This window comes from Nibricoccus aquaticus, from assembly GCF_002310495.1.
Classification (GTDB): Bacteria; Verrucomicrobiota; Verrucomicrobiia; order Opitutales; family Opitutaceae; genus Nibricoccus; species Nibricoccus aquaticus.
On the sequence record NZ_CP023344.1, the window covers coordinates 2,442,528 to 2,467,252 of the forward strand.

The window sequence follows — 24,725 nt, forward strand, 5'->3', positions numbered from 1 at the left end:
GGATTATTTTTTCTCCGCTGCCTGTGGTGCGAGTTTGCCGAGGTTAAAACTCGGAGGCGGGGTGCTGTCCACGAGGGCGAGGAATTTTTCGCGGCGTTGGATGAGCAGCTGGTGAACGGCTTCGCGCTGGGCGTAGCTGAGGCCGAGTTCTTCGTTGAGACGGGCGAGGGTGAAGGGAATGACGACGAGGGTGATCGTGGTGTCCATGCCGTCGTACACGCGGTAGCGCCAGTCTTTGGCCGGGTCGGGCTTTTCACCTGCGACGGGTTTGGGAGCGGGTGGTTTTTCGCTCATGGCTTTGAGCCGCTCGCGTTGCACGGGCGTGAGGAGGGCTTCGAGCTGGGTGCGGAATTCGAGTTTGATGGGCTCAACCTTCTTTTTGAAGGCGTCGATCTCGGCTTTCATCTGGCGGAGCGCTTCGTCCGGGAGCGGCTGGCCGGAAGGTTTTGGCGCGTCGGGGTTTTCGGGCGCGGAATTGAGCGGAGCATCGCGTAACTCGCCCAAGACGCCGCCAGCGGGAGGCGCGGGGACGGGCTGGGTGCGTTGCATCCAGGAACCGGCGAAGGTGCCGGCGGCGAAACCGATGAGCGTGGCGAGCGCGACGACGAAACCTTTGTTCATAACGGGTCGAGGCTGGCGGTCTGCATGGCCACCTCGTGCCATTCGGCGAGGTGGCGTTCGTTGGCCTCGGCGGTGCTGCGGGTGTGAAGGATCACCACGAGCACGAAGCAGAAGGCGGCGGTGTAGGCGGACACGGCGAACGGGTGCAGGAAGAAGCGGGCGGCACCGGTGCGTTCGGCATGGGCGAGGCGGATACGGCGAAGCACGCGGTCGGGGAAATCCGCGGGAAGCTGCGCGGCGGCGTGCTCGTTGAGCTGGCGCCAGGCGCGGGATTCAGGAGGCGTGTTCATAGTGTTGACGAAGTTGTTCGCGGGCGCGGTGGAGGCGGGCTTTGAGGGCGACGACACTCACGCCAGTTGCGTCGGCCATTTCCTGCTGGCTGCGGCCCTCTTGAGCAAGGGCGATGAGGGCGCGGTCGGCGGGTTTGAGTTTGGAGAGGGCGTGGCGGAGAGCGTCGAGTTCTTCGCTGTCGACGGACGAGGGGGTTTCGGGGATTTCGAAATGATCTTCCTGGTCGAGGGGGGAAAATAATTTCTGCCAGCGCTGGCGGCGGATGTGATCGATGCAGGCGTTGCGGGCCATGCGGAAGAGCCAGGCTTCGAACTGGGCGGGTTGATCGAGTCGTGGGAGCGCGCGGATCATTTTGATGAAGACGATTTGGGCGAGGTCTTCGACCGCATCACTGCGGCCGGTGATCGAGTAGATGAAACCGGCGATGCGATTCTGGTAGGCGACGATGAGCGCGCGCTGCGCGTCCTCGCGGCCTTGCTGCGCCTGTCGGACGAGGTCCGTCAGTGCCGTCGTTTCGGTGATGTCCATGCGCGTGCATTTCTAAGACAAGGATGACGCAGGAAGTGTCGAGAAGTTGCGTGAGAGGTGTTTCTTGCAATCTGCCGGTTTTGAAGGGGTTCGGCGTGTGCAAGATGCACGTTTCGCGAGCAGGCTTCGCGGGGCTGCGTGAGAGTGGTTTTGGGCGAGAGTGTTTGTTCGCAAGAAGATGGAGAAGCTTGCGCGCGGATGGCACGGGCGAGGCAAAGGAAACAACACATCAAACGCTATCAATGGCATTTAGTAACTAATGTGGATCGGTCGGAACATCCGCGTACAAAGTGAAACGATGCTGAACCAAAACCTATCTCTATTTTGCGCCATGCTTAACTGGGTGATCACACTTCTTCTTCTCGCGACTGTCGCGGGATTTTTTGTTTTCGCCGGAACCGGTAGCGAGATCGGAAGTCTGCTGGCGCGGATTGCTGTGGCAGGCTGCTCTGCGGTGGCTGCGGTGATGCTGGGAGTTCATCTCTGGCATCGCACACGTCACACGAAGGCAGGCTGATCTTGTTCTTTTCGACGCTAAATAATTTCCCACTTCCCGGAGGTGCGACTTCCGGGATTGTTAGTTGAAGCTGGACCTGGCGGGGTCGTTAATTCGGCCCCGCCTTGGCTTTTTTAGCGCGGAGCAAACAGCGGCGAAACAGGATCGAGCCTTGCGAATTCCTGCGGTTGTCCACGAATGCTCTGCCTTGTCCCCACTATGCGCGTACTGATTGTCGACGATGAACCCAGCATCCGCAAAATCACCGGCCTGGCCGTGGAAAGCATGGGGCATGAGGTGGTCACGGCGCCGAATGGCGCGCGTGCGCTGAAGGAACTGGAGACGGAGTCGTGCGATGCGTGCTTCCTCGATGTGAACCTCGGGACGGAAGACGGGCTGGTGGTGCTGGAGAAACTTTTGAAGGCGCAGCCGGGACTGGTCGTGATTATGTTCACGGCTTACGCGAGCATCGCGGTTGCGGTTGAGGCGATGCGGCGCGGGGCGTTCGATTTTATTCCGAAGCCGTTCACGCCGGATCAAATCCGGCAGGTGCTCGATAAGGTCGGCCGCACGCGGAAGCTGGAGCAGAAGGTCAAACAGCTCGAATCGCAGATCACCGAGGAAACGCCCGGGCTCGATCTGACCTCGGCGGAACCGGCGATGCAGAAGCTGCTGCAGATCGCGTTCAAGGCGGCGGAGACGCCGGCGACAGTGCTGATTCTTGGGCCGAGCGGAACGGGCAAGAGCGTGTTGGCGCGCGAAGTTCATCGACGCAGCACGCAGAAAGAAAATGCGTTCATCACGGTGAATTGCCCGAGTCTGTCGCGGGAGTTGCTGGAGAGTGAGCTCTTCGGCCACGTGAAGGGATCGTTCACGGGCGCGGTGAATGACACGATGGGCAAGGTGGCGGCGGCGGATGGCGGTACGCTGTTTCTCGATGAAATCGGCGAGCTGCCGCTGGAGATCCAGCCGAAGCTGCTGCGGCTGCTGCAGGAGCGGGAGTACGAGCGCGTAGGTGAGCCCAAAATACGCAAAGCCAATGTGCGCGTAATCGCGGCAACGAACCGCAATCTCGCCGAAGAGGTGAAAGCGGGGCGTTTTCGAGAGGATCTTTATTACCGGCTTAACGTGATCAACGTGACGCTGCCGGGATTGAAGGACCGGCCGGGCGATTTGATGAGGCTGGCGGAGAACTATCGCGTATTTTTCTGCGGACGCATGGGCAAGCGCGTCGCGGAATTTTCACCAGCGGTGAAGGAGGCGTTTGTGCGTTATGGCTGGCCGGGGAATCTGCGAGAGCTGCGCAATGTGATCGAGCGCGCGGTGATTTTGTCGTCGGGAGAGTTGATCGAGCCTGCTGATCTGCCGGAGGAGTTTTCGCATCAGGCGGATTCGAGTATCGCAGTAGGCGCACGGGTGACGCTCGATGCGCTGGAGACGGAGCACATCCGCCGCGTACTCGCTTCGGCGAAGAATCTCGATGAGGCAGCGAAGACGCTGGGGATCGATCCGGCGACGCTTTATCGGAAGCGGCAGAAACTGGGCCTCATCTGAGCGATGCTGCGCACCCGGCTTTATTTCGGACTGCTGCCGCTGTTGTTGCTGTTCATCGGCGTGGGGTTGGCGGCGATGTATATCTGCCGCGATCTCGGGCGGTCGATCGAGGCGAAGCTGGGGGCGAGCTATAAGGTCATGATTGGCTGTCACGAGATGCGCGAGGCGGCGTATGCGATGACGACGGCGATTCACGAGGCGCAGAACGGACGGATGCTGGATGCGCGGCCGGTGTTCGAGAATCAGCGCGGAATTTTTAAGCGCACGCTGATGGATCAGTCGTTCGTGTCGGCGGGGACGGCGCGGACGGAGGCGCTGGCGAAGGTGGCGGATGCGTTTGAGGAGTTGGTGGGATTTGGCGACGCGATGTTCGAGCGCGGGGCGGCGGTGACGCAGCGGAATTACTACCAGACGGAGCAGGCGCTGTTCAAAACGCTGCGCACGCTGGAGGAGCTGACGCACGCGGATTACCAGGAGCTGCAGAAGGAGGGGCAACGCGTGGCGGATGTGGCGCGGTTGAGTATCAACTTCGTGGCGGTGGCGATGGTGGGGGGTATCGTGATGTCGCTGGTGATGTCGTATGCGCTGGCGCGGTCGTTGTTGAAACCGATCCGGGCGCTCACGGTGTCGGCGGCGGCGCTCGGCGATGGGAATCTGGACAACGATGTGCCGGTGACTTCGAAGGACGAGTTGGGTGAACTGGCGCGGACATTTAACTTGATGGCGGCGAAGCTGCGGACGTATCGCGATGCGACGGCGGCGAAGGTGGTGCGCGCGCAACGGACGATGGAGGCGACGCTGACCTCGACGCCCGATCCGCTGTTTGTGGTGGCGAAGGATGGCACGCCGGAGTTGCGGAATCCGGCGGCGGAGGAGGTGGCGGCGTCGGAGGAGTTCGCGAACGGATTTCCCGAGTGGCTGATGAAGCCGCTGCGGATGGTGCTCTCGACGGGCGTTCACTATGTGCCGACGGGGTACGATCACGTCGTGACGGTGCACATCGGGCGCGATGAGCGGCATTACCTGCCGCGCATCTTGTCGATCGGCGACACGCTCACGGGGTTCGGCGGGGCGGCGATGATTTTGCAGGATGTCACCAAGTTCCGGTTACTGGATGACGCGAAGACCAACCTCGTGGGCACGGTGAGCCATGAGTTGAAGACGCCGCTGACGAGTCTGCGGATGGCGGTCTATTTGTTGCTGGAGGAAAATTTCGGGAAGCTGACGGCGGCGCAGAAGGATCTGCTCGAAACGGCGCGCGACGATGCGGACCGGTTGCTGCGGATCTTGAACGACATTCTGGATCTCTCGCGGATCGAGAGCGGTATCGCATCGCTCAACCGGCGCGAGGTGGCGGTGGTGGCGTTGCTCGACGACATGGCGAAGGAGATGAAGGCGATCACGGATGCGGCGGGGCAGCGGATCGAGGTGTTGATTGCTGAGGGCGTGGCGGAGACGGTGAGCGTCGATCCCGACCGGTTGCGGCATGTGTTCATCAACCTGCTGGCGAATGCGTCGAAGTACTCTCCAGAGGGGAGCGTGATCACGCTCTATGCGCAGCCGGGCGGGGAGGGTGTGGTGCGCTTTGGCGTGCGCGATCGCGGTCCGGGAATTCCTGACGAGAGCCAGCCGTATGTCTTCGAGAAGTTTTACCGCGTGCCGGGGCAGACGCGGAAAGGTGCGGGGCTGGGGCTCACGATCGCGCGCGAGATCGTGGTGGAGCACGGCGGGGCGATCGGGTGCTCAAGCAAGGTGGGGGAGGGAAGCGATTTTCACTTCCTGATTCCGGTGAGCGAGGCGGCGGTGGGGCGGAAAAATTAAGCCGATTTGCTATCCGTCTCCTTCAGTTGCTTTCGATAGACGGCCTGAGTCTTAGAGTGGATGAAACCGATGGCAGGATAAAAGAGGTGGCTCTCTTCTCGGACCGTATTGCTGCGTACCACGACCGCACTCGCGTTGATTGCCGACGCCCACTGCTCTGCTCGCTGAACGAGGCTGCGACCCGTGCCCAGGCGACGGGCGTTCCCGTCTACGATGAGCCCGACGATTTCGACCCTGAATCCTGACTCTAAAACTTCGGATGCATGGGCCTGCAGCCAACCAACTATTTCCTCTTTGAAGCTGGCGACGATCATCAGGTGGTCAGGGTTGCCGATGATTTTGGAGAGGCGGTCGGAAATGGCTTGGGCGTTGGCGACATAGCCAAGTTCTCCCGTTAGTCGGGCAATTGCTGCTGCGTCGGAGAGAAGCGCGTCACGAATAGTCACTGTTTCTTATTGATGAAGCGGGGGGTGGTTTCCATCTGGCCGCGGGTGACGCCGAGTTGGTTGAGGAGTTTTAGCTCGCGCCAGAGGTCGGCGCCGGAGATTTCGCGGCGGAGGAGGCGCTGGTATTGCGTGATGGTGCGAGTTACTTCGTCGGCGGACTCGTTGACGAATTCGACGCGGAAGCTGCGGGCGCCGAGGGCGAGGAGGCGGTCGAGGTATTCGGCGCCGGTCTGGGCGCGGTTGTTGTAGACGGTGTTGCGGCAGCCAGCGTCGGCTTTGAGCGGGAACTCGGCGCCGGTGCGGTCTTTGAGGCGGACTTCGTGTTTTTCGCAGGGGCGGCCGCAGTCGTGGTAGTCTTTGCCCGAGGAGAGAAACGCGCAGAAGACGCAGTGCTCCATGTGAAACATGGGCATGTGCTGGTGGATCGTGAGGTCGAACCAGGGCGCGGGCGCGGCGGCGAGGAGGGATTCGAGCTGGACGATGTTGAGGTCGTAGCTGGCGGTGACGCGTTCGAGTCCGTAACGGGAAATGAAATACTCGGCGGTGAGCGGGTTGGCGACGTTGAGGGAGAAGTCGCCGCGTTTGCGGTCGGCGGCGAAGAAGGCGAGGTGGTCGTGGTTGCGGACGAGGTAGCCGTCGGCTTCGCAGGAGCGGACTTGGTTGAGGATCCATTCTTCGCCGGGTTTGGTGACGCGGGGCGGGGCGACCCAAATCGAAGAGGGAATGGTGAGGGGTGAAGAGTGAAGGGACTGCCAGGTGCGGAAGCGGGTGACGGCTTCGCGGTAGTTTTTGGGGTTCTCGAATTCGCAGTAGAGAGTCGTCACGCCGGGGCAGGTGAGGGCGGCGTCGAGTTGGGCGAGGGTGCGGACGACAAGGATGAGCTCGGGCGCCGCGGCGGTGGGCGAGTTGGTTGAGAGTTGAGAGCTGAGAGTTGAGAGACCGGAAGAAGGCGGGGTGAGCGTCCAGCGTTTGGGGAGGGCGCGGAGGCGTTCGACTTCGGTGGCGAGGTCGCGGCGGAGGCGGTTGAGTTCGCTGACGGGGAGCATCGCCGCGCCTTCGAGATGATTTTCGAGGCGGCCGAGTTTGAAGGGGGTGCCGCCGAGGCGGCCGAGTTGGTCGGTGAGTTTTTCCGTGGTGAGCGGCTGGTTTTGGGCGGGCTCGAGCGGGAGTTGGGAATCGAGTTTGGCGCTGTGGCCTTCGTCGTCGGTCGCGATGAGGGTGAGCGGTTGTCCGGCGCGGCCGTGGGCTTCGAAGTGGAGCGGGCGCTGGAAGCGGATTTTTTCGCCTTCGAAGGTCTGGCGGACCTGTTTGTCGAGAGCGGGGTCGTTGGTTTTCCAGAGGAGCTGGCCGGTGCGGACGCGGCGGAAATCGATGTCGCCGTGGCCGAAGCGGAGCGTGGCCTGGCCGTCGCGTGTATCGACTTGGTAGATGCGGCCGCCTTGTTCGCGGACTTCGGGGTTGCCGGCGTCGAAGACGATGCCGTCGCCGGGTTTGAGCGGGGCTTGCGGGCGGAGGGTGACGGCTTCGTCGCTGACGCGGGTGACTTCGCCGAGGAAGACGCCGCGTTTGGTGCCGAAGCGGCCGTGGGCGAGCTCCTGGTTATGGATGCCGCGGAACCAGCCGGTGTACTGGCCGCGGGAGAAGGCCATCTGGAGTTCGTAGCGGTCGGTGGGCGTCGCGGGAGTTTCGGAGCGCGGTGGGGGCACCGCGCCTCCATCGGAACCGGAGGCGTCGATTGGGGAGTTCAGTTGCGCCATGACTTTGTCGAGGGTCTGTCGGTAGATGCGGGTGATGCTGGCGACGTATTCGGGGGCTTTGAGGCGGCCTTCGATTTTGAGGGAGGAAACTCCGGCGCGGACGAGGTCAGCGAGGACGTCGAGGCCGGCGAGGTCTTGCGGGCTGAGGAGGTAGCGGCGGTCGCCGAGGTCTACCTTTTCGCCGTCGGAGTAGAGGTCGTAGGGCATGCGGCAGGCTTGGGCGCATTCGCCGCGGTTGGCGGAGCGGCCGCCGAGGGATTCGCTGGTGAGGCACTGGCCGGAGTAGGCGACGCAGAGGGCGCCGTGGACGAAGACTTCGAGCGGGAGTGGCGGCTGGCCGGAGACGGCTTGGGCGGCTTGGATTTTTTCGATTTCGGCGATGGAGTTTTCGCGGGCGAGAACGATGAGCTGGGCGTCGAGGTCGCGGGCGAAGTTCACGCCAGCGGTGTTGGTCACGGTCATCTGGGTGGAGCCGTGGATCGGGAAGTCGGGGGAGAGGCGGCGGATGAGGCGGCAGATGCCGATGTCCTGGACGATGGCGGCGTCGACGCCGGCGCTGATGATGGCGCGGAGGAATTGCTCGGCGTCGGGGAGCTCGTTGGTGAAGACGAGGGTGTTGAACGTCACGTAGCCGCGGACGCCGCGGCGGTGGAGAAACTCCATGAGCGCGGGGAGGTCGGCCTGGGTGAAGTTTTTGGCGCGCATCCGGGCGTTGAAGCGCTCGAGGCCGAAGTAGACGGCGTCGGCTCCGTTTTCGACGGCGGCGCGGACGCATTCCCAGTCGCCGGCGGGCGAGAGCACCTCGGGGCGCGTGTAGCGGCGCGGAGTCGTGGTGGCGGCGGCGGGAGCGGTGTCGGTGGCGGACATGATCGATCAGGACGGTAGCGCGGCGGGGGCGGCGGGCAAGCTGTGCGATGGCGCGGGCGTGTGGAGTTTTGAAAATAAAAAGGCGGACCGACGAAGCGGTCCGCCTGTGAGGAACGGGAGAGTTGAGTGGAGCGGCTATTTTTCCGCGTGAGATCGCTCAGGCTTTGCGGGCGGCGAGGCGGCGGCGGAGGGCGACTCCGGCGAGGAGGACGCCGGCGCCGATCAGGCCGTAGGTGGAGGGCTCGGGGACGGGGACGTTGGCTTCTTCGGGGAGCGGGCAGCCGATGGCGAGAATGCTGCCGTCGAGGACGAGCTGGACGTCGGAGGCGACGCTGTTGCCGGTATTACCGAAGAAAAATTCGTCGGGGGAATTGGGCTGGATGGAGGTGACGCGGAAGGAGAGGGCGATGAGGTTGCCGAAATTAGTTTCGGCGTAGTTGAGGAAGCTGTTGTTGAGCGTGAACTCGAGGAAGCCGGTGGTGGCGGGGTTGCGCTGGGTGGAGGAGATGAAGTTGGGGGAATCGTCGAGGGCGTTGTAGATGGAGGTGCCGGTGCCGCCGGCGAGGAGGGTCGGGATGGAGACGCCGACGGAGGCGATGGTGACGCTCTCGTTGGCGTCGGGGGAAGAGCCGAAGGGGTTGTTGATGCGGAGCTTGGCGCTGGTGAGGCTGCCAGCGAGGTCGGTGAGGTTGAAAACGAAGAAGCTGCGGTAGATCTCGGTGCCGAAGTCACCGGCGAGGTAGCTGGTGTTGGAGGCGGTATGGTTGCCCGAGGAGTCGTAGTGGCCGCGGTCGTAGCTGTTGAGGGTGAGCTGGGCTTGGGCTGCGGTCGCAAGGACGGCGGAGAGGGCGAAGGTGGCGGCGACGCGGCTGAGCAGGTGGAGGGGGCGAATTGTTGTCATGGGCTGAAGTTTGATGCATTTTTTATGCAAGAGGACTTCTGCGGCTCAATGGCGATTACCCGGAGCGAGGCTATTTCAGGGAATCCCCGACGGAGGGTTGTGGGTGGAGCACTGTTTATGTGCCGGTTTGTTAATCCACGGTGGGCAAGTGCTGGCTAGAGCTTTGTCAGAAAAGTCATGGCCGGTCGGAGGATGAACCGGGCTTCGTGGCGTGGATGACACGGAGGTCGTCCCCAGAATACGGCCATCACTTTATTTGAACTGCTTGGGCAGTAGAGGGAGCAAGCGGTTGCGGGTTTGAAGTTTGAGGCGAGGGCGGCTTGCTGGGGGTTAGCATGAAAATACACGCTCCGATCTACCGAAGGGTTAGCCGACTCGCAGCGTTGGTTGTGGCGTGGGTGTTGGTGGCCGGGGCTTCGGCGCAGGTACGCGACGGGGTGCCGGGCCCGGCGCTCATCGAGAAAGATGGAGCGGCGGAGCGGCCGGCGTTGAAGGAGGTGCCGTTTCTCGGGGTCAGTACGCACCGCGCCGATACGGAGGTGGCGGCGAAGGGGAAATCGGCGCGCGGGACGGGGCTGGTGGTGGAGCGGGTGATGGTGGGGAGCCCGGCGGAGGGAATTTTGAAGCCGCAGGATTTGCTGACTCGGCTGGATGGAGAGGAGCTCGTCGATCCACGTCAGCTTGGGGTGTTGATCCGGTCGCGGGCGGAGGGCGTGGAGGTGGCGTTGACCGTGGTGCGCGCGGGCAAGGAGCAGGTGGTGCGCGTGAAGTTGGGGAGGCGGGCGATGCCGCCGCTGCCGGAGCGGGCGAGGCCGGCGTTGCCTTAATTTTTGAGGGTCACGAGCGTCGCGCCCCAGCTGCCGGAGGTTTCGTCGCCGAGTCGGAAGTTTGCGACGAGTGGGGAGCGGCGGAGGAGGGCGTGGACGGTTTCACGGAGGGTGCCGGTGCCTTTGCCGTGGACGATGCGGACGGTGAGGATGCGGCGTTCGCGGCAGGCTTCGAGGTAAGCAGGGACGACTTGGGAAACGTCGCGCGGGGCGAAGGTGTGCAGATCGAGTTCGCCAGTGATCGGAATGCGGACGGGCTCAGAGTCGTCGGCGTCGAGGGCGGCGGACATGGAAATCGAGAAAGTCCGAAGGCCGAAGGTCGAATGCCGAAAGGGCGAGAGCTGGTATGCCGGCTAGGGCGTGGGCTCGGGGGGAATCGCGGGCGGCGGCGTGGCCGGAGGAGGTGTGTGCGATAGAGATGGAGGAGTCGCGGCTGGTGGTGGCAGGGCAACTGGGGAAATGGGGGCGAGGGCTTGGCGGACGGGTTTGGTGACGACTTCGGGGACTTCGTCGATCGCTTGCTTTATCTGATCTTCGACGCCGCTGGTGACTTTTTTGAATTCGCGGATGGATTTGCCGAGTCCGCGGGCGAGTTCGGGCATTTTCTTGCCGCCGAAAAGGAGGAGGACGACGAGGAAGATCGCCATCATTTCGCCGCCGCCGATGTCGAGGAAGGCGAGGAGTTGTGCGGAGGGTGGCATGGGCGGGATGCGGCGGCGTTGAGTGCTTAAAGCGGATTTCGGGCCGCAGGTAAGTGTGGCGTGGTCACTTCACGTGGACCTGCACGACGAAGTTTTGTGTCTGGCCGGGTGGCACCCATTGCAGGCCGAGTTTGTGTTCGGGGGCGTTGGCGGGGCCCATCCACGGTTCGACGCAGTAGAACGGGGCGGTGTCGTCGAGCGTCCAGGTGACGAAAGTGGCGTCGGGTGGCGGGACTTTGCTGGTGCCAATGCTGACGGAGACTTCGCCGGGCTGGCCCTTGGGGCCGAAGGTGATGGCGTTGGATTTGAGATTGGTGTGGAAGAGATCGACGAGGGCTTTGTTGGCGAGGTTCTCCTGCGGATCGAAGGCGGGGCCGGGGGAGAGTTTGCCGTTGGACTGGTCCTGGCGGAGCGTCTTACCGGCGGGAATACGGATGGCGTAGTCGGAGCGGGAGAGGCCTTCGTTCCACGGAACGGTGAAGTAGAAGTGGTGGCCGGCGCTCCACGGGATGGGGGTGGTGCCGAGGTTTTTGAGGGTGAATTCGCAGGAGAGACCGAGCGGCTCGAAGAGGTAAGTGACGGTGAATTCGTAGTCGTACGGGTAGGCGGCCTTGGCTTCGGCGTCGGGGACGAACTGGGCGGCAAAACCGCGGGCGTCGCAGCGGGTGGTCTTGAAGTGACCCTGGCGGGCGATGCCGTGCATGGGCATGGGGCGGCGAACGCCGTCGGGGCCGCGCCAGAAGTGGATATCGCCGTTGTCGTAGGTGCGGGCGTTGAACGGGAAAAGGATGGGGTTGCCGCCGCGGGTCTTGAAGAAGTCGTCGATGTTTGTGACCTCGGGCCAATGCACGATGTCGCGCACGGAGCCATCGCCGAGCGTGAGGTGCCAGTGCATGAGGCGTGCGCCGCGCTCGGGCATGGCGAGGAAGGTCGAGTTGCCGACCTGCCAGCGTGTGAGTTCCTGTCCGAGATAAGGCACCTTTTCCATTGGGCCGATGGTGTGGCCGGGGAGGGGCGGGCACGCAAAATTTTTTTCGGGAGCGGGGTCGAAAGTTTTGGCGGCGTTGTAACGGGTTTGCTGCCCAGCGCGCTTGCATGTGCAAAATGCGGCGCTCAACGTCGGCGGCAAATCCCCATGGTGCGTTATCTGTTTAAGCTTTGGTTGGCGGTCAGTGTCGCAGTGGCGGCGTGTTTCGCGCAGAGCGAGCCGGTGCCTGCGCTGCCGACGGGCGCTCCAGTGTCGGTTGAGCCGATACTCAAGGTGGTCGCGGGCAAGAAGAGTGTGATGGTGATTCCGGTGCGGGAGGCGATCGACGAGCCGGTGCTGTATATTTTGCGGCGCGGATTGAAGGAGGCGATCGAGCAGAAGATGGATGTGGTGGTGCTCGATATGGACACGCCGGGCGGAAGTCTCGGGACGACGTTCGAGATTCTGGAGGCGCTGGAGAAATTTTCCGGGCAGACGGTGACGTTTGTGAACAAGGATGCGATTTCGGCGGGCGCGTTTATCGCGGCGGCGACGCATGAGATTCATTTTGCGCCCAATGGAGTGATCGGGGCGGCGGCACCGGTGAGCGGCGGCGGGCAGGACATCGACAAGACGATGAAGGCGAAGGTCGTCAGTTATCTGAAGGCGCGCATCCGCTCGATTTCGGAAGGAAAGGGTTATCGCGGTGAGGTGATCTCGGCGATGATCGACGAGTCGTCTGAATTTAAGATCGGAGACCGCGTGCTGAAGAAGAAAGACGAGCTGCTTTCGCTGACGGCGAAGGAAGCGAACGAGCAATTCGGCGAACCGGCGCAGGCGCTGCTGGCGGCGGGGATTTCAAAGGATATTGAGGAGTTGCTGACGAAGAAATTTGGCACGGACGGTTATGCGGTAAAGCGGCTGGAGGTGACCTGGTCGGAGAAACTCGCGCAGTATCTGAACGCAATTAAGCCGATATTGCTCGGGCTTGGGTTGCTGGCGGTGTTCATCGAGTTCAAGACGCCGGGTTTTGGTGTGTTTGGAATCGTGGGCGGTTTTCTGCTGGGGATTGTTTTCCTGAGCAGCTACGCGGCGGGGCTTTCCGGGCATGAGCCGATTCTGATGTTTGCGGTGGGGGTCGTGCTGCTGGCGCTGGAGTTGTTTTTGTTTCCCGGCGTGGTGTTCGTAGCGCTCACGGGTGTCGTTTTGATGCTGGGTTCGCTGGTGTGGGCGATGGCGGATCTGTGGCCGAATGAACCGGTGTCGATCGCGTGGTCGGCGGATGCGTTTGTGCAGCCGATGATGAGTCTGGGCTTCGGCGTGGTGATCGCGGTCGCGCTGGGTGCGGCGTTGTTGCGCTTCATGCCGCGCGGCTGGTTTTGGGACAGGATGATCATCAGTGCGGCCATCGATGGCGCGGCGCAGATCTCGGGCTCGTCCGTAGAAGCGGGCGGACGGGTGCGCGCGATGGTCGGGCGTAGTGGCGTCGCGGCGACTGATCTGCGGCCTGGCGGGCAGGTGGAGATCGACGGGGAGCGTTTCGAGGCTCGCGTGGATGTCGGCTCGGTGCGCGCGGGTGCGCGGATCGTGGTGCGCGGGCGGACGGATTTTTCGCTGATCGTCGAGGAGGAGCGCGCATGAACGCGGTGGTGATTTTGTTTATTCTCGGGATCGCGTTGCTGGCGGCGGAAGTGTGTCTGCCGGGCGCGGTCGCGGGCATTCTTGGCGGGCTGGCGATGGTGGCGGGCTGCGTGGTGGCTTTTCAGCAGTTTGGATTTTCGGGAGGGATGACGGCGGTGGGGCTCGCGAGCGGCGTGCTGTTACTGACATTGTATCTCGAGCTGGTGTGGCTGCCGAAGTCGCGGTTTGGGCGCGCGATGGTGGTGACTTCGGCGATCGACGGGACCAGCCAGGCGCCGCTGGCGGATGCGGGGCAGGTCGTCGGTAAGGAAGCCGAGGCGGTGACGCCGCTGGCGCCGAGCGGCTTTGTGCTGATCGAAGGGCGACGCTACGAAGCGTTTTGCCGGTCCGGACATGCGAGCATCGGCGCGAAGTTGCGCGTCGTGGGGCTCGATAATTTTCGTCTCATTGTCGCTCAGTCGTAATTTTTTCTATGGATATCAAACTCATCATCATCATCGCGGTCGTCATCGCGATCCTCGTGGTCGTCGGCGTTTTTCTGTCGTTCTTCAGCACGTGGCTGAAGGCGACGCTCAACGGTGCACCGGTCAGCCCGCTCAATCTTTTGGGGATGCGGCTGGGCGGCGTGCCTTACGGGTTGGTCGTTGATGCGCGCATCACGGCGGTGAAGGCGGGCATCGCGGTTTCGACGGATAAAATTTCGGCGCATTATCTGGCGGGCGGCAATGTGGTGCCGACGATCCAGGCGATCATCGCGGCGCAGAAGGCAGGCATCGCTTTGGACTGGGATCGTGCGTGCGCGATCGATCTTGCGACCAAGGGCTCGGGCAAATCGGTGATCGAAGCCGTGCGTACCTCGGTCGATCCCAAGGTGATTGATTGCCCTAATCCGGAGAGTGGTCGCACGACGATCGACGGCGTGGCGAAGGACGGCATCCAGGTGAAGGTGAAGGCTCGTGTGACGGTGCGGACCAATCTGGAGCGTTTCGTCGGTGGTGCGAAGGAAGACACGATCATCGCGCGCGTGGGCGAAGGCATTGTTTCCACGATCGGTTCGTCGGAGAGCTACAAGTCGGTGCTTGAATCGCCGGACAGCATTTCGAAGACGGTGCTCGCGCGCGGTCTCGATGTGGGTTCGGCGTTTGAAATTTTGTCCATCGACATCGCTGACGTGGATGTTGGCGAGAACGTCGGTGCGAAACTCCAGGAAGCGCAGGCTGAGGCGAACAAGAGCATCGCGCAGGCGCAGGCGGAAATTCGTCGCGCGGCGGCGGTGGCTGTCGAGCAGGAGATGAAGGCGCGCGTGCAGGAGATGCAGGCGGAAGTCGTGCGCGCTCAGTCGGAAGTACCGAAGGCGATGGCTGAGGCGTTTCGCACCGGTCGTCTGGGCGTGATGGATTACTACAAGATGGAAAATGTGCAGGCGGACACGGCGATGCGTTCGTCGATCGCGAAGCCTGACGGCGGCGCTCACAAGTAAGCGGGTTGTTTGCGCACTAAGTTTTCACGCCTTTAGCCAACACACTTCCGCTCATGGAATGGATCACCGATCACGTCCTCCAGATCATCATCGCCCTCGCGGCGGCGATCGCGGCTTACATCAATAATCGCAAGAAGGCGCAGGACGGCGAGCCGGCGGATTTCGATGGCGATGGCATTCCCGACAACCGGCGCGGTCAGTACGAGCCGGCTGGGATGGATATGGAAGAGGCAGATCGCACGCGGCGGGTACAGGAGGAAATCCGTCGCAAGATCGCGGAGCGGCGCGCGGGCGGAGGGCAGCAAGTGCCGCCGCTGGTCGCGCCGAGGCCCGTGGCGCCGTCACCGATCCCCGAGGTGATCCGGAGGCGGTTTGAAGCGCCGGTGGCACCGCCGCCGTTGCCGCAGAAGATGTCGGCCGGAGCGCAGGCTGATCGTGATGAGGAAGTGTTGGCGCGGCAGCGCGGACTGGATGAGCAGATGCGGCAGCTGGAAGCGCGCCGGGCGGAGCATAAGCGCCAGGCGGCGCAAGCGGCGGCGCCGATGTCGTCGTCGGCGGCTTACCAGACGGTGGCGGTTGCGAAGGCGGGCGGCGCGGAGTTGCTCGCTGATTTGCGTGCGCCGGGTGGCGCGCGGCGCGCGTGGATTTTACGCGAAGTGCTGGGGACGCCGGTGGGGATGAAGTGAATCCGATGATCGCGGCGCGGCTGAGGAGTTTCGGTCATGCGATGCGCGGCGGGATGACATTATTGAAGACGCAGCCGAATGCGCGTATTCATTTGGTGGCCACAGTGGGTGTGGTGGTGGCTGGAGCGGTTTGGAGAATTTCGCCGGGCGAATGGGCGTTGGTAGCGGTGGCGTGCGGGCTGGTGTGGATGGCGGAGGCATTCAACACGGCGCTGGAGTTTCTGGCGGACGAGGTGTCGCTGGAGCGGCGCGAGGGGATCAAGCGGGCGAAGGATGTGGCGGCGTTTGCCGTGCTGGTGGCGGCGGGCGCGGCGGTGGGGATTGGCGCGGTGGTATTCGGTGCGCGGATCGTGGCGATGTTTTGAGCCCGGCTGAGCGGAAATCGCGGGCATAAAAAAACCCGCGCGGGTGGCGCGGGTTGGAGGGTTACTTTTGGGGCGGGGCGTCGATTTCCGCAGTGCCGCCTGCCTTCATCGGGTAAGGCGTGCCGCCGAAATTGAATTCGAGGTTTTGGGCCGGTGAGGCGACGACGCGGGCGTGGCCGCGGCGCGGGATCATGCGGGTGTCGCCGAGCGGGATGGTGCCTTTGTAGAGAGTGTTGCCGTCGCGAACGCCAGTCACGGTGACGGTGACGGGGCCTTTGGCGACGAGTGAGAAGTAGGCTTCGCCTTCGGTGGGCTTCTGCCAGATTTCGCCGGGGGCGGCGGATGGTTTGGAGCTGCTGCTGCGGCCGAAGAGTGCCCAGAGGCCGACGACGAGGACGAGAATGATGGCGGCGGCGATGGCGCCGAATTTGATGAGGAGTTTTTTGTCGATGCTGATGGCACCGCCGCCGCCCTGCGGGACAAATGTCGCGGGGTTGCGGGTGGCTGATTCGGCCGAGGAGACGCCTTCGGTAGCGGCGGTGTCGGAGCCGGGTTCTTTGCTGTTTTTCTCGGCCTTCGCGTTGGAGACGGAGAGGTCCATGCGGCCGTACACTTCGCGGCTCAGGGAGCGTTGTTTCGCCTCGTTGAGGCCGAGGCCGTTGTAGTCGTTGATGATCTTGTCGCCGGGGAGCTTGAGGTAGTTGGCGTAGGTGCGGAGGAAGCCGCGCACGTAGATCTCTGGGAGCTTGATGTCGTACTGGTTGCTCTCGAATTTGTGGAGGTACTCGCCGCGGATCTTGGTGGCCTCGGCCGCTTCGCGGATGGAGATGCCCTTACGTTTGCGTGCTTCTTCCAAGCGTTCACCGATCGATTGCATGAGTGGGTGGTTAGGGAAATTCGGGGGTAAGGGGAAGGAGGATTTGAATATGGAACTCAGGAAAACAGGAAGCAGCGAATGCGGACAAGCTGAAGAAGTGTCCGGTGAGAGGTGAAATCGGGAGGCGGCGACTGCGGGAAATAAAAAAGCGCGCTGAGGGGCGCGCTTGATTTTTGAGAGCCTAACTGAGGGTCAGCCTGGCTGAGATGAAGGCTCAGAGTTTATCGAGATCGACGAGGATGTCGCGGGGGCTGGAGCCGTTTTCGGGGCCGACGATGCCTTTGTCTTCCATTTCTTCCATGAGGCGGGCGGCGCGGTTGTAGCCGATGCGGAGGCGGCGCTGGAGCATGGAGGTCGAGGCGCGGCGGGTGGATTTGAGGACGCCGATGGCTTGTTTGAGGAGCGCGTCGTCACCGTCGCCACCTTCATCGTCGCCGCCGTCGGCATCGTCTTCGTCGGCGTCGGGATCGCGGTCGATCTGAGCCTGGACGTCCTGAGCGTATTGAGGCGGGCCGTTGCGTTTGAGGAAATCGACGAGGCTCTGGACTTCGTCGTCGGAGACGAAAGCGCCTTGGGCGCGCACGAGGCGGGAGGTGCCGGGGGGCGAGAAGAGCATGTCGCCGCGGCCGATGAGGGTGTCGGCGCCTTTGGTGTCGAGGATGGTGCGGGAATCGACCTGGGAGGCGACCTGGAAGGCGATGCGCGACGGGAGATTGGCTTTGATGACACCCGTGATGACGTTCACCGAGGGGCGCTGGGTGGCGATGATGAGGTGGATGCCGGCGGCGCGGGCGAGCTGCGCGAGGCGGGCGATGCTGGTCTCGATCTCGGCGGGGGCGACCATCATGAGGTCGGCGAGCTCGTCGATGATGGCGACGATGTAGGGAAGGCGGGCCGGGATTTCGATTTCGTCGTCGGGAAGCGCGACGCCTTCGAGGCTGGCCTGGACTTCGGCGGGAGGCACTTCGGGGGCGGCGGCTTTTTTGCGGGCGTTGAAGCCGGTGATGTTGCGCACGCCGACTTTGGCGAAGATCTGGTAGCGCTGCTCCATCTCGGCGAGGAGCCACTTGAGAGCGGAGGGGACTTTCTTCGGCTCAGTCACCACGGGGATGAGCATGTGCGGAAGGGTGTTGAAGATCTTCAGTTCGACGATCTTCGGGTCGACCATGATCATGCGAACATCCTTGGGGCTCTTCGAGTAGAGGATGGAGGCGACGATGGAGTTGATGCAGACGGATTTGCCCGAGCCGGTGGCGCCGGCGATGAGCAGGTGGGGCATCTTCGTGAGGTCGGAGATGAGTACCTTTCCGGATACGTCTTTGCCGAGGGCGATGGGGAGCTCGGTGCGGGCGACAGCGTCGGCCCAGTCCTCGGATTCGAGGAGTTCGCGCATACCGACGGGCGTGGAGTTTTGATTGGGGACTTCGACGCCAACGGCGGCTTTGCCGGGGATCGGCGCGAGAATGCGCACGGACTGGGCGCGCATACCGAGGGCGATGTTTTTATCGAGGCCGGCGATTTTTTCGACGCGGACGCCGGGGGCGGGGATGACTTCGTAGCAGGTGATGACGGGACCGGCGTGGATTTCGCCGAGGGTCACTTCGACGCCGAACTCGCTGAGGATGCGGAGGAGATTTTCGGCGTTGCGGCGATGTTCGTCTTCGGAGTTGGACGCGTGGGATTTGACGGGCTCGCGCAGAAGGGAGAACGGCGGGCGTTCGTAATTTTCGTCGAGGCTTTGGGGGACGGTGGCCTTGGTGGCTTTCTTCGGTTCGTCGGGTTTGACGATGTTGAGTTCGATGCGGCCGGCGGTGTTGACCTCCAGGGCTTTGGTGCTGGTCGCGAGCGGGGATTGATCGGTGAAAGGGCTGACGGTGCCTTTGCCGGCTTTGGTCGCGGCTGGTGCGGGCAATGCGGCGGGTTTGGTGACGAGGTCGGGGAGCGCAGCAGCAGCGGAGGCGGCGGAGATTTTTTTCGGGGGAGTGTCGGCGAAGCCTTCGGGTTTTTCGTCGGGGGGGAAGGGGGCGCGGGTGCCCATCGGCGGCGTGGTGCCGCGGGAGGCGATGGAGAGTTTTTTAGCGACGGGGGCGCCGACGATGACGGGGGCGGCTTTGGGGCGGGCGAGGGCTTCTTTGGCCATGCGCTTCACGTCGGCGCGTTCGGCGCGGAGTTTGGCGCGGCTTTCGCGCCAGGCGGAGAAGCCGTGGGTGAATTTTTCAAACTCGGCGGAGATGTCTTTTGTGAAGATGAACATCAGGCCGAGGGCGTAGATCATCACGAGGAGCAGGCCGGTGCCGAAGACGCCGAGGGTGTCTTTGAGGAGAGATTGGTAGATCAGGCTGCCGAGCATGCCGCCGAGGCCTTCGGAGAAGTAGTCGGTTTTCTCGTACCCTTCGAACATGGAGGCGAGGCCGGAGGCGGCGGCGATGCACAGGAGCATCGCGAGGATGCGGGTGCCGGCGAGGCGGCGGGCGTTGCGGATGGCGACGTAAGCCATCCAGAGCAGGAAGGTGGGGACGAGCCAGGCGCTGATGCCGATGACGTGAAAGGCCCACCAGGAAAACTCGGCTCCGAAACGGCCGACGAGGTTTTTATCGGTCGGGTGAGTGGTGGACTGGACGCTTTGGAGCGGGGAGAAGTCGATGAACGCGACGCTGAGTAAGAGCCCGAAGAGCAGGCACAGGCTGAAGACAGCCCAGTGCGGCTGGTAGCGCGGCGCTTGGAAGGACGGGACGTTGTTAGAGTTTGAACTCGCAGACTTGGCCATGTGGTTTGTGAAGCGTCCGGCTTGACCTGAGGATTCCCGTTTCGCACCGGAGTCCGGTCAAATTTAATCATCCCAAAGTACGCTTTAACAAAAAACTAGCCAACGTCATGCAACAATTCCTGCGCTTCAAATCACTCTATCAAGACCGCGTCTGGGGCGGGCGTGTTTTGGAAACGAAACTGGGGCGCGCGCTGCCTGCTGGGAGGCCGATCGGGGAGAGTTGGGAGATCGTGGACCGGGCGGAAGCGCAGTCGGTAATCAACGGCGGGGCGTTCGACGGGCTGACGATCCGGGCGGCCATTGAGAAGGATGGCGCGGCCATCATGGGGCCGAGGTGGGATGTGGCGCGGGCGTTTCCTATTTTGGTGAAGTGGCTGGATTGCCGGGAGCGGTTGAGTTTGCAGGTGCATCCGCCGGCGGCGGTCGCGCCGGAGCTGAAGGGGGAGCCGAAGACGGAGAATTGGTACATCGCGGACTGCGCGCCGGATTCGAGTTTGATCGTGGGGCTGAAGCGCGGGGTGACGCGGGAGCAGTTTGAGCGGGCGATCCATGACAACACGCTGGAGAGCTGTGTGCATCGTTTCCCGGTGAAGGCGGGAGACTCGATCCTCGTTCACAGCGGGCAGATCCACGCGATCGACGCGGGGAATTTGATTCTGGAGATCCAGCAGAACTCCGACACGACGTACCGCGTGTACGATTGGGGACGGCTGGGGCTGGACGGGAAACCGCGGCAGATGCACGTCAACGAATCATTAAAATCCATCCGTTGGGACGACTTCGAGCCGTCGCCGGTGCGCGGGGAAAACAAGGCGGCGGTGATCGCGGATGCGCGCGAATTCCGCATCCGGCGGGTGCCGCTGGCGGCGGGGGAAACGCTGCGGGTTTCCGCAGGAGAACAGGCGCGGATTTTGAGCATGGTTTCAGGTCGTGTGCGCGGTGTCTCGGATGGCGTGGAGATTGTGCGCGGGGAGAACGTGGTGCTGCCGTTTGCGGGGGCTTTTGCATTCGAGGCGCAAGAAGCTGCGTTATTGCTCATCACGGAAAACTTCAGTTGATCGGAGACGCATGAAAACCCGCCCCCGTTTCGCCCGGTCACGCCAAGGCGGAGCCCTGTTGAAGCTCGTGGTCTTCCTGATCATTTTCGTGGCGATCGTGGTGTCGGCGTGGATTTTTTTCCTGCCGCCGATCCTGACGAGCACGTTGGAAAAGCGGACGGGTTTCACGGTGAAGGTGAAGTCGCTGGCGATAGATCCTTTCCGCAACCGCGTGGAATTTTCGGGGCTGGTTATCAGTAATCCGTCATCGTTTGCACGGCCGGAGTTCGTGGAGGTGCGCTCGTTCCGGGCGCGGGCGCAGCTCGATACGTTTTTCACGGATCGTCTGGTGATCGATGACGGGGAGATCGACGTGGCGAACGTCGCGCTCATCCGCAATAGCGAGGGGACGATCAATGCGGCTTTGTTTAGCGAGCGGTTGCTCAATGCGCGTAAGCCGAAAGGGAAACCGAAGCCGGCTGAAGATCCCAAGACTGCGGGCAAGCCGGGGCAGCCGAAGCCGGCCGCGCCGGCTGATCCTTCCGTGCGGCCGGAGCTTCCGGAGAAGACCTTTCTCATCAAGCGCCTGGTGGTGCGTTTCGAGAAAATGATCGTGGAGGATTACACGGGGACGAAGCCCGTCGCGCGCGAGTACACGCTGAATTTTGCCCACACGTACGAGAACGTCATCAATACCGAGCAATTCGTGATCGGGCCGTTCATGAAGGGGTTCACGGCGGTGGGATCGGCGATCACCGGACTGATTCCGGGAGATATGTCGCAAACGCTGGGCGAGGCGACGCGTTCGGGTAAGGAGCTCTTTAAGGAAGCGACGAAAAAAACGGGCGATCCGTTCCGCGCCTTCATGCAGACGCTTGAAGAAACGAACAAGCCGTAGTTAGATCCGCGGCTTCATATGACCGCATCGGATAAAGCTGAACCACAGAACGAGACTCAACCCACGCCCGCAGACGCTGCGGCCGTTGAAAAAGAAGCCCGCGAGGCTGGGGTAACAGACGCTGGCGTGAAGGCCGGTCCCAGCACTGAAGAGCTTGTTGCTCAGGCGAAAAAGGAACAGGCCGAGGCGCATGATCGCTATCTGCGCCTCGCGGCGGACATGGAAAATCTCCGCCGGCGCACCGTCCGAGAGAAGGACGAGATCCGGCAGTTCGCTGCAGGCCGTGTCTTGGAAGACATGATCTCGGTGCTCGATAATCTCGGCTTCGGGCTCACAGCGGCGAAGGCGCCGAATGCGGATGTTAAGACGATTGTCGGTGGCATCGGCATGGTGGCGGACCAGTTGAAAAATGTGCTCGGCCAGCACGGGTTGAAGGAGATCAATCCGGTCGGGCAGACTTTCGATCCGAATCAGCACGAGGCCATCGCAGCGCAGCCGAGCGCGGATGTCGTGGACGGCAATGTCGTGCAGGTCGTGCGCATCGGCTACAGCTTGAACGGGCGTCTGCTGCGGCCGGCGTCGGTGGTTGTTTCGAGCGGCCCGGCCAAGGAGGAGGCGAAGTAAACGGCTGATCCTGAGTGGCGGAAATTTTTCGCCGCGAGTGCGACGACGGCGTCGCGATCCCATCCAGCGCACCACACGACCATGGCTACCAAGGAAGATTATTACTCACTGCTCGGCGTCGAGAAGACCGCATCCGAAGAGGATCTAAAGAAGGCTTATCGCAAGAAGGCCATCCAGTATCACCCGGATAAAAATCAGGGTAACAAAGAGGCCGAGGAGATGTTCAAGAAAGTCTCCGAGGCGTACGAGGTTTTGAAAGATCCGCAGAAACGCGCGGCGTATGACCGTTATGGGCACGCGGCGTTTCAGGCGGGCGGCGGCGCGGGTCCGCGCGGGCCTGGTGGTGGCGGTGGAGGCTTCCACGATCCGTTCGATATTTTCCGCGAGGTCTTCAACCAGCAGGGCGGAGGCGGCGGTGGAGGTGGCGGCGGCATCTTTGAAGAATTTTTCGGAGGTGGCGGTGGCCGCGATGGCGGGCGCGATGGCTCCGATCTGCGCTACGATTTAGAAATCTCTCTCGAAGACGCGGCGAAGGGGATCGAGAAGGAAGTTTCCTTCCGCAAGGCGATGACGTGCGAGCGGTGCGATGGCTCGGGTGCTGAACCTGGCTCTAAGAAAGTCACCTGCCCGACGTGTCGCGGCGCGGGACAGATCCGCCGCTCGGGCGGCATCATCACGTTTACCCAGGCTTGTCCGACCTGCGGCGGCGCGGGGACGAAGATCGAGAAGCCCTGCACGGCGTGCAAAGGCGAAGGGCGCACGGCGAAGACGACCAAGCTTAATGTGCGCATCCCGCCCGGCGTGGACACGGGCTCGCGGTTGCGCTCCGTCGGCAATGGCGAGGCGGGCATGGCCGGTGGGCAGGCGGGCGATCTGTACATCGTGATCAGCGTGGCGGAGCACGAGATCTTCGAGCGCCAGAACGACGATCTTTTTTGCGAGATCCCGATCAAATTCACGCTCGCGACGCTCGGTGGCTCGATCGAAGTGCCAACGCTTTCAGGCAAGGCTTCGCTGAAGATTCCTGTCGGCACGCAGAGCGGCACGACGTTCCGGCTCAAAGGCAAAGGCATGCCGAGCCTGCGCGGCGGGAGTCATGGTGATCAGCTCGTGCGCGTTCATGTCGAAGTGCCGACGAGTCTGTCGGCTGAGCAGCGCAAGAAGCTGGAGGAGTTTGCCCAGATCAGTGGCGATGCGAATGAGCCGATGGCGAAAAGTTTCTTCGAGAAGGCGAAGAAGTTTTTCTGATTGGGGATTTTAAGGAAAGAATGTGGAAATCAGGAAAACTGGAAACAAGCCGGTCTCGCGTGACCGGAGCATCGAACCTAATCTGGAACTCAGGAACTCTGGGTTACTGAGTGAGGAACGAAGTCTAGACTTCGTTCCTGTTTTCCTGATTTCCACATCCCGCATCGAAAATGACTCTCGAAAATCCCAAGCTCTTCACCTCGCTCGATGTCGCAGTGGCTGCGCGTGAGAAACTGCGGGCGGCGGGCAAGCGGGTCGTACTGACCAATGGCGTGTTCGATCTCCTGCACACGGGGCATCTGTACTATTTGCAGAAGGCGCGGGCGCTCGGGGACGCGTTGTTCATCGCGCTGAATTCCGATGCGAGCGTGCGGGAACTCAAAGGGCCATTGCGGCCGGTACAGAACGAAACTGAGCGCGCGTATGCACTGGCGGCGGCGTGGTTCATCGACGGGATCATCGTGTTTCGGGAGAAGCGGCTGACGAACGAGATTCTGGCGCTGAAGCCGGACGTCTACTCGAAGGCGGGCGACTATACGCTGGAGAAACTCGATCCGGGCGAGCGCGGGGTGTTGGAGAAAGTCGGCGCGACGATCGACTTCATGCCGTTTCTGCCGGGCTTCAGCACCACGAACCTGATCGCGAAGATCAAGGCGGCGGGCGGGATCTGAATTTTATGCGTGTTGTGATTCTTGGTTCCGGCCGTGGCAGCAATGCCGGGGCGATTTTGAAGGCTCAGGCGGAAAACCGGCTGGGGCGGGCGAAGGTCGTGCAGATTTTTGCGGACAAGCCGGACGCGGGGATTCTTGCGCTGGGGGCGCAGCATGGAGTGGCGTCGGCGTTTCTGGATGCGGCGCCGTTTAAGACGAAGTTGGAGGGCGAGGGCGAAGCGCGGTACATCGCGGCGATCGAGGCGTGCGCGCCGGATCTGGTGGTGCTCGCGGGGTTCATGCGGGTGATCAAGCCGGGGTTCCTGAACGCGTTTGCGGGGAAGATCATCAATCTGCATCCGAGTTTGCTGCCGAGTTTCCCGGGGCTGGATGGGATCGGGCAGGCGTTCCGGCGCGGGGTGAAGATCACTGGATGCACGGTTCATTATGTCACGGCCGAGGTGGATGGCGGGCCGATTCTGGATCAGGCGGCGGTGCGGATCGAGAAGGCGGATACGCTGGAGTCGCTCGCGGAGAAGGTCCACACGGCGGAGCATGCGTTGCTGCCGGCGGTGATCGCGCGGTTGAGCGAGGGGAACGGCTGAGTTCGGAAGAGGCTCACGCGAAGCCGCCAAGGCGCAAAGTTTCGGAAAGCGCGGCGGGGGCACCGCGCAT

General features: G+C 62.6%; 26 protein-coding genes. 15 read left to right on the forward strand and 11 right to left on the reverse strand.

Annotated features, from left to right (window positions below; genetic code table 11):
- Nucleotides 1–3: 3 nt before the first annotated feature.
- From CMV30_RS09900 to CMV30_RS09910, 3 genes are read right to left on the reverse strand one after another with little or no spacing between them, the layout of a single operon-like run.
- Nucleotides 4–621 (reverse strand): hypothetical protein, encoded by a 618-nt coding sequence (locus CMV30_RS09900; RefSeq protein ID WP_096055874.1) that lies wholly within the window; start codon nt 619–621, stop codon nt 4–6.
- The gene (locus tag CMV30_RS09905; protein WP_096055875.1) at nt 618–911 is read right to left on the reverse strand and encodes a hypothetical protein; all 294 of its coding nucleotides are present in this window, start codon (nt 909–911) and stop codon (nt 618–620) included. Before CMV30_RS09905 ends, CMV30_RS09900 begins: the two co-directional genes overlap by 4 nt.
- Nucleotides 895–1,440, reverse strand: coding sequence for an RNA polymerase sigma factor (locus tag CMV30_RS09910; RefSeq protein ID WP_096055876.1), 546 nt, complete (start codon nt 1,438–1,440; stop codon nt 895–897). Before CMV30_RS09910 ends, CMV30_RS09905 begins: the two co-directional genes overlap by 17 nt.
- 298 nt (nt 1,441–1,738) lie before the next feature.
- Here CMV30_RS09910 and CMV30_RS09915 point away from each other — a divergent pair, with 298 nt between their 5' ends.
- The 3 genes from CMV30_RS09915 to CMV30_RS09925 all read left to right on the forward strand — a co-directional run bounded on the left by CMV30_RS09915 (nt 1,739) and on the right by CMV30_RS09925 (nt 5,311).
- Nucleotides 1,739–1,957, forward strand: a complete 219-nt coding sequence (locus tag CMV30_RS09915; protein WP_138223220.1) for a hypothetical protein — start codon at nt 1,739–1,741, stop codon at nt 1,955–1,957.
- A gap of 198 nt (nt 1,958–2,155) precedes the next feature.
- Complete coding sequence (locus CMV30_RS09920) at nt 2,156–3,490, forward strand: sigma-54-dependent transcriptional regulator (RefSeq protein ID WP_096057711.1); 1,335 nt, start codon at nt 2,156–2,158, stop codon at nt 3,488–3,490.
- A 3-nt stretch (nt 3,491–3,493) separates the two neighbouring features.
- Nucleotides 3,494–5,311: a HAMP domain-containing sensor histidine kinase gene (locus tag CMV30_RS09925; protein ID WP_096055878.1), complete on the forward strand. Its 1,818-nt coding sequence runs from the start codon at nt 3,494–3,496 to the stop codon at nt 5,309–5,311.
- Here CMV30_RS09925 and CMV30_RS09930 read toward each other — a convergent pair.
- The 3 genes from CMV30_RS09930 to CMV30_RS09940 all read right to left on the reverse strand — a co-directional run bounded on the left by CMV30_RS09930 (nt 5,308) and on the right by CMV30_RS09940 (nt 9,282).
- Complete coding sequence (locus tag CMV30_RS09930) at nt 5,308–5,757, reverse strand: GNAT family N-acetyltransferase (RefSeq protein WP_096055879.1); 450 nt, start codon at nt 5,755–5,757, stop codon at nt 5,308–5,310. The two genes, CMV30_RS09925 and CMV30_RS09930, sit on opposite strands and share 4 nt — an antisense overlap.
- Nucleotides 5,754–8,381, reverse strand: a complete 2,628-nt coding sequence (locus CMV30_RS09935; protein ID WP_096055880.1) for a U32 family peptidase — start codon at nt 8,379–8,381, stop codon at nt 5,754–5,756. Before CMV30_RS09935 ends, CMV30_RS09930 begins: the two co-directional genes overlap by 4 nt.
- A gap of 157 nt (nt 8,382–8,538) precedes the next feature.
- Nucleotides 8,539–9,282, reverse strand: coding sequence for a PEP-CTERM sorting domain-containing protein (locus CMV30_RS09940; RefSeq protein ID WP_138223221.1), 744 nt, complete (start codon nt 9,280–9,282; stop codon nt 8,539–8,541).
- Between the two features lie 335 nt (nt 9,283–9,617).
- Between CMV30_RS09940 and CMV30_RS09945 the strand changes: the two genes are divergently transcribed.
- The gene (locus CMV30_RS09945) at nt 9,618–10,109 is read left to right on the forward strand and encodes a PDZ domain-containing protein (protein ID WP_138223222.1); all 492 of its coding nucleotides are present in this window, start codon (nt 9,618–9,620) and stop codon (nt 10,107–10,109) included.
- Here the strand turns inward: CMV30_RS09945 and CMV30_RS09950 are convergent.
- From CMV30_RS09950 to CMV30_RS09960, 3 genes are all read right to left on the reverse strand, one after another.
- Nucleotides 10,106–10,399, reverse strand: coding sequence for a Smr/MutS family protein (locus tag CMV30_RS09950; RefSeq protein ID WP_096055883.1), 294 nt, complete (start codon nt 10,397–10,399; stop codon nt 10,106–10,108). The two genes, CMV30_RS09945 and CMV30_RS09950, sit on opposite strands and share 4 nt — an antisense overlap.
- Before the next feature lie 63 nt (nt 10,400–10,462).
- The gene (locus CMV30_RS09955) at nt 10,463–10,810 is read right to left on the reverse strand and encodes a Sec-independent protein translocase subunit TatA/TatB (RefSeq protein ID WP_096055884.1); all 348 of its coding nucleotides are present in this window, start codon (nt 10,808–10,810) and stop codon (nt 10,463–10,465) included.
- A 64-nt stretch (nt 10,811–10,874) separates the two neighbouring features.
- Nucleotides 10,875–11,798 (reverse strand): aldose epimerase family protein, encoded by a 924-nt coding sequence (locus CMV30_RS09960; protein WP_096057712.1) that lies wholly within the window; start codon nt 11,796–11,798, stop codon nt 10,875–10,877.
- A gap of 147 nt (nt 11,799–11,945) precedes the next feature.
- Between CMV30_RS09960 and CMV30_RS09965 the strand changes: the two genes are divergently transcribed.
- From CMV30_RS09965 to CMV30_RS09985, 5 genes are read left to right on the forward strand one after another with little or no spacing between them, the layout of a single operon-like run.
- Entirely contained in the window at nt 11,946–13,418 is a 1,473-nt protein-coding gene (locus CMV30_RS09965) for an NfeD family protein (protein WP_096055885.1), read from the forward strand.
- On the forward strand, nt 13,415–13,882 hold the full coding sequence (locus tag CMV30_RS09970) for an NfeD family protein (protein WP_096055886.1): 468 nt from the start codon (nt 13,415–13,417) through the stop codon (nt 13,880–13,882). The genes CMV30_RS09965 and CMV30_RS09970 overlap by 4 nt, the downstream gene beginning before the upstream one ends.
- 8 nt (nt 13,883–13,890) lie before the next feature.
- Entirely contained in the window at nt 13,891–14,898 is a 1,008-nt protein-coding gene (gene floA, locus CMV30_RS09975; RefSeq protein ID WP_096055887.1) for a flotillin-like protein FloA, read from the forward strand.
- 53 nt (nt 14,899–14,951) lie between these two features.
- On the forward strand, nt 14,952–15,584 hold the full coding sequence (locus CMV30_RS09980) for a hypothetical protein (RefSeq protein WP_096055888.1): 633 nt from the start codon (nt 14,952–14,954) through the stop codon (nt 15,582–15,584).
- 5 nt (nt 15,585–15,589) lie between these two features.
- Nucleotides 15,590–15,949 carry a diacylglycerol kinase family protein gene (locus CMV30_RS09985; protein WP_096055889.1) on the forward strand — a complete coding sequence of 120 codons (360 nt, stop codon included), beginning with the start codon at nt 15,590–15,592 and terminating at the stop codon, nt 15,947–15,949.
- 61 nt (nt 15,950–16,010) lie between these two features.
- On the opposite strand, the gene CMV30_RS09990 is transcribed toward CMV30_RS09985, so the two are convergent.
- Both CMV30_RS09990 and CMV30_RS09995 read right to left on the reverse strand, forming a co-directional pair.
- A complete protein-coding gene (locus CMV30_RS09990; RefSeq protein ID WP_096055890.1) occupies nt 16,011–16,826 on the reverse strand; it encodes a helix-turn-helix domain-containing protein in 816 nt (271 codons plus the stop codon).
- A 214-nt stretch (nt 16,827–17,040) separates the two neighbouring features.
- Nucleotides 17,041–19,593 (reverse strand): DNA translocase FtsK, encoded by a 2,553-nt coding sequence (locus CMV30_RS09995; RefSeq protein WP_096055891.1) that lies wholly within the window; start codon nt 19,591–19,593, stop codon nt 17,041–17,043.
- Between the two features lie 107 nt (nt 19,594–19,700).
- Here CMV30_RS09995 and CMV30_RS10000 point away from each other — a divergent pair, with 107 nt between their 5' ends.
- The 6 genes from CMV30_RS10000 to purN all read left to right on the forward strand — a co-directional run bounded on the left by CMV30_RS10000 (nt 19,701) and on the right by purN (nt 24,655).
- Nucleotides 19,701–20,651, forward strand: a complete 951-nt coding sequence (locus CMV30_RS10000) for a type I phosphomannose isomerase catalytic subunit (RefSeq protein ID WP_096055892.1) — start codon at nt 19,701–19,703, stop codon at nt 20,649–20,651.
- A gap of 10 nt (nt 20,652–20,661) precedes the next feature.
- The gene (locus CMV30_RS10005; protein ID WP_096055893.1) at nt 20,662–21,528 is read left to right on the forward strand and encodes a DUF748 domain-containing protein; all 867 of its coding nucleotides are present in this window, start codon (nt 20,662–20,664) and stop codon (nt 21,526–21,528) included.
- A gap of 18 nt (nt 21,529–21,546) precedes the next feature.
- The gene (locus tag CMV30_RS10010; protein ID WP_096055894.1) at nt 21,547–22,152 is read left to right on the forward strand and encodes a nucleotide exchange factor GrpE; all 606 of its coding nucleotides are present in this window, start codon (nt 21,547–21,549) and stop codon (nt 22,150–22,152) included.
- Between the two features lie 81 nt (nt 22,153–22,233).
- Entirely contained in the window at nt 22,234–23,400 is a 1,167-nt protein-coding gene (gene dnaJ, locus CMV30_RS10015) for a molecular chaperone DnaJ (RefSeq protein ID WP_096055895.1), read from the forward strand.
- A 170-nt stretch (nt 23,401–23,570) separates the two neighbouring features.
- Nucleotides 23,571–24,071 carry an adenylyltransferase/cytidyltransferase family protein gene (locus tag CMV30_RS10020; RefSeq protein WP_096055896.1) on the forward strand — a complete coding sequence of 167 codons (501 nt, stop codon included), beginning with the start codon at nt 23,571–23,573 and terminating at the stop codon, nt 24,069–24,071.
- A gap of 5 nt (nt 24,072–24,076) precedes the next feature.
- Nucleotides 24,077–24,655, forward strand: a complete 579-nt coding sequence (gene purN / locus CMV30_RS10025; protein ID WP_096055897.1) for a phosphoribosylglycinamide formyltransferase — start codon at nt 24,077–24,079, stop codon at nt 24,653–24,655.
- Nucleotides 24,656–24,725 lie beyond the last annotated feature (70 nt).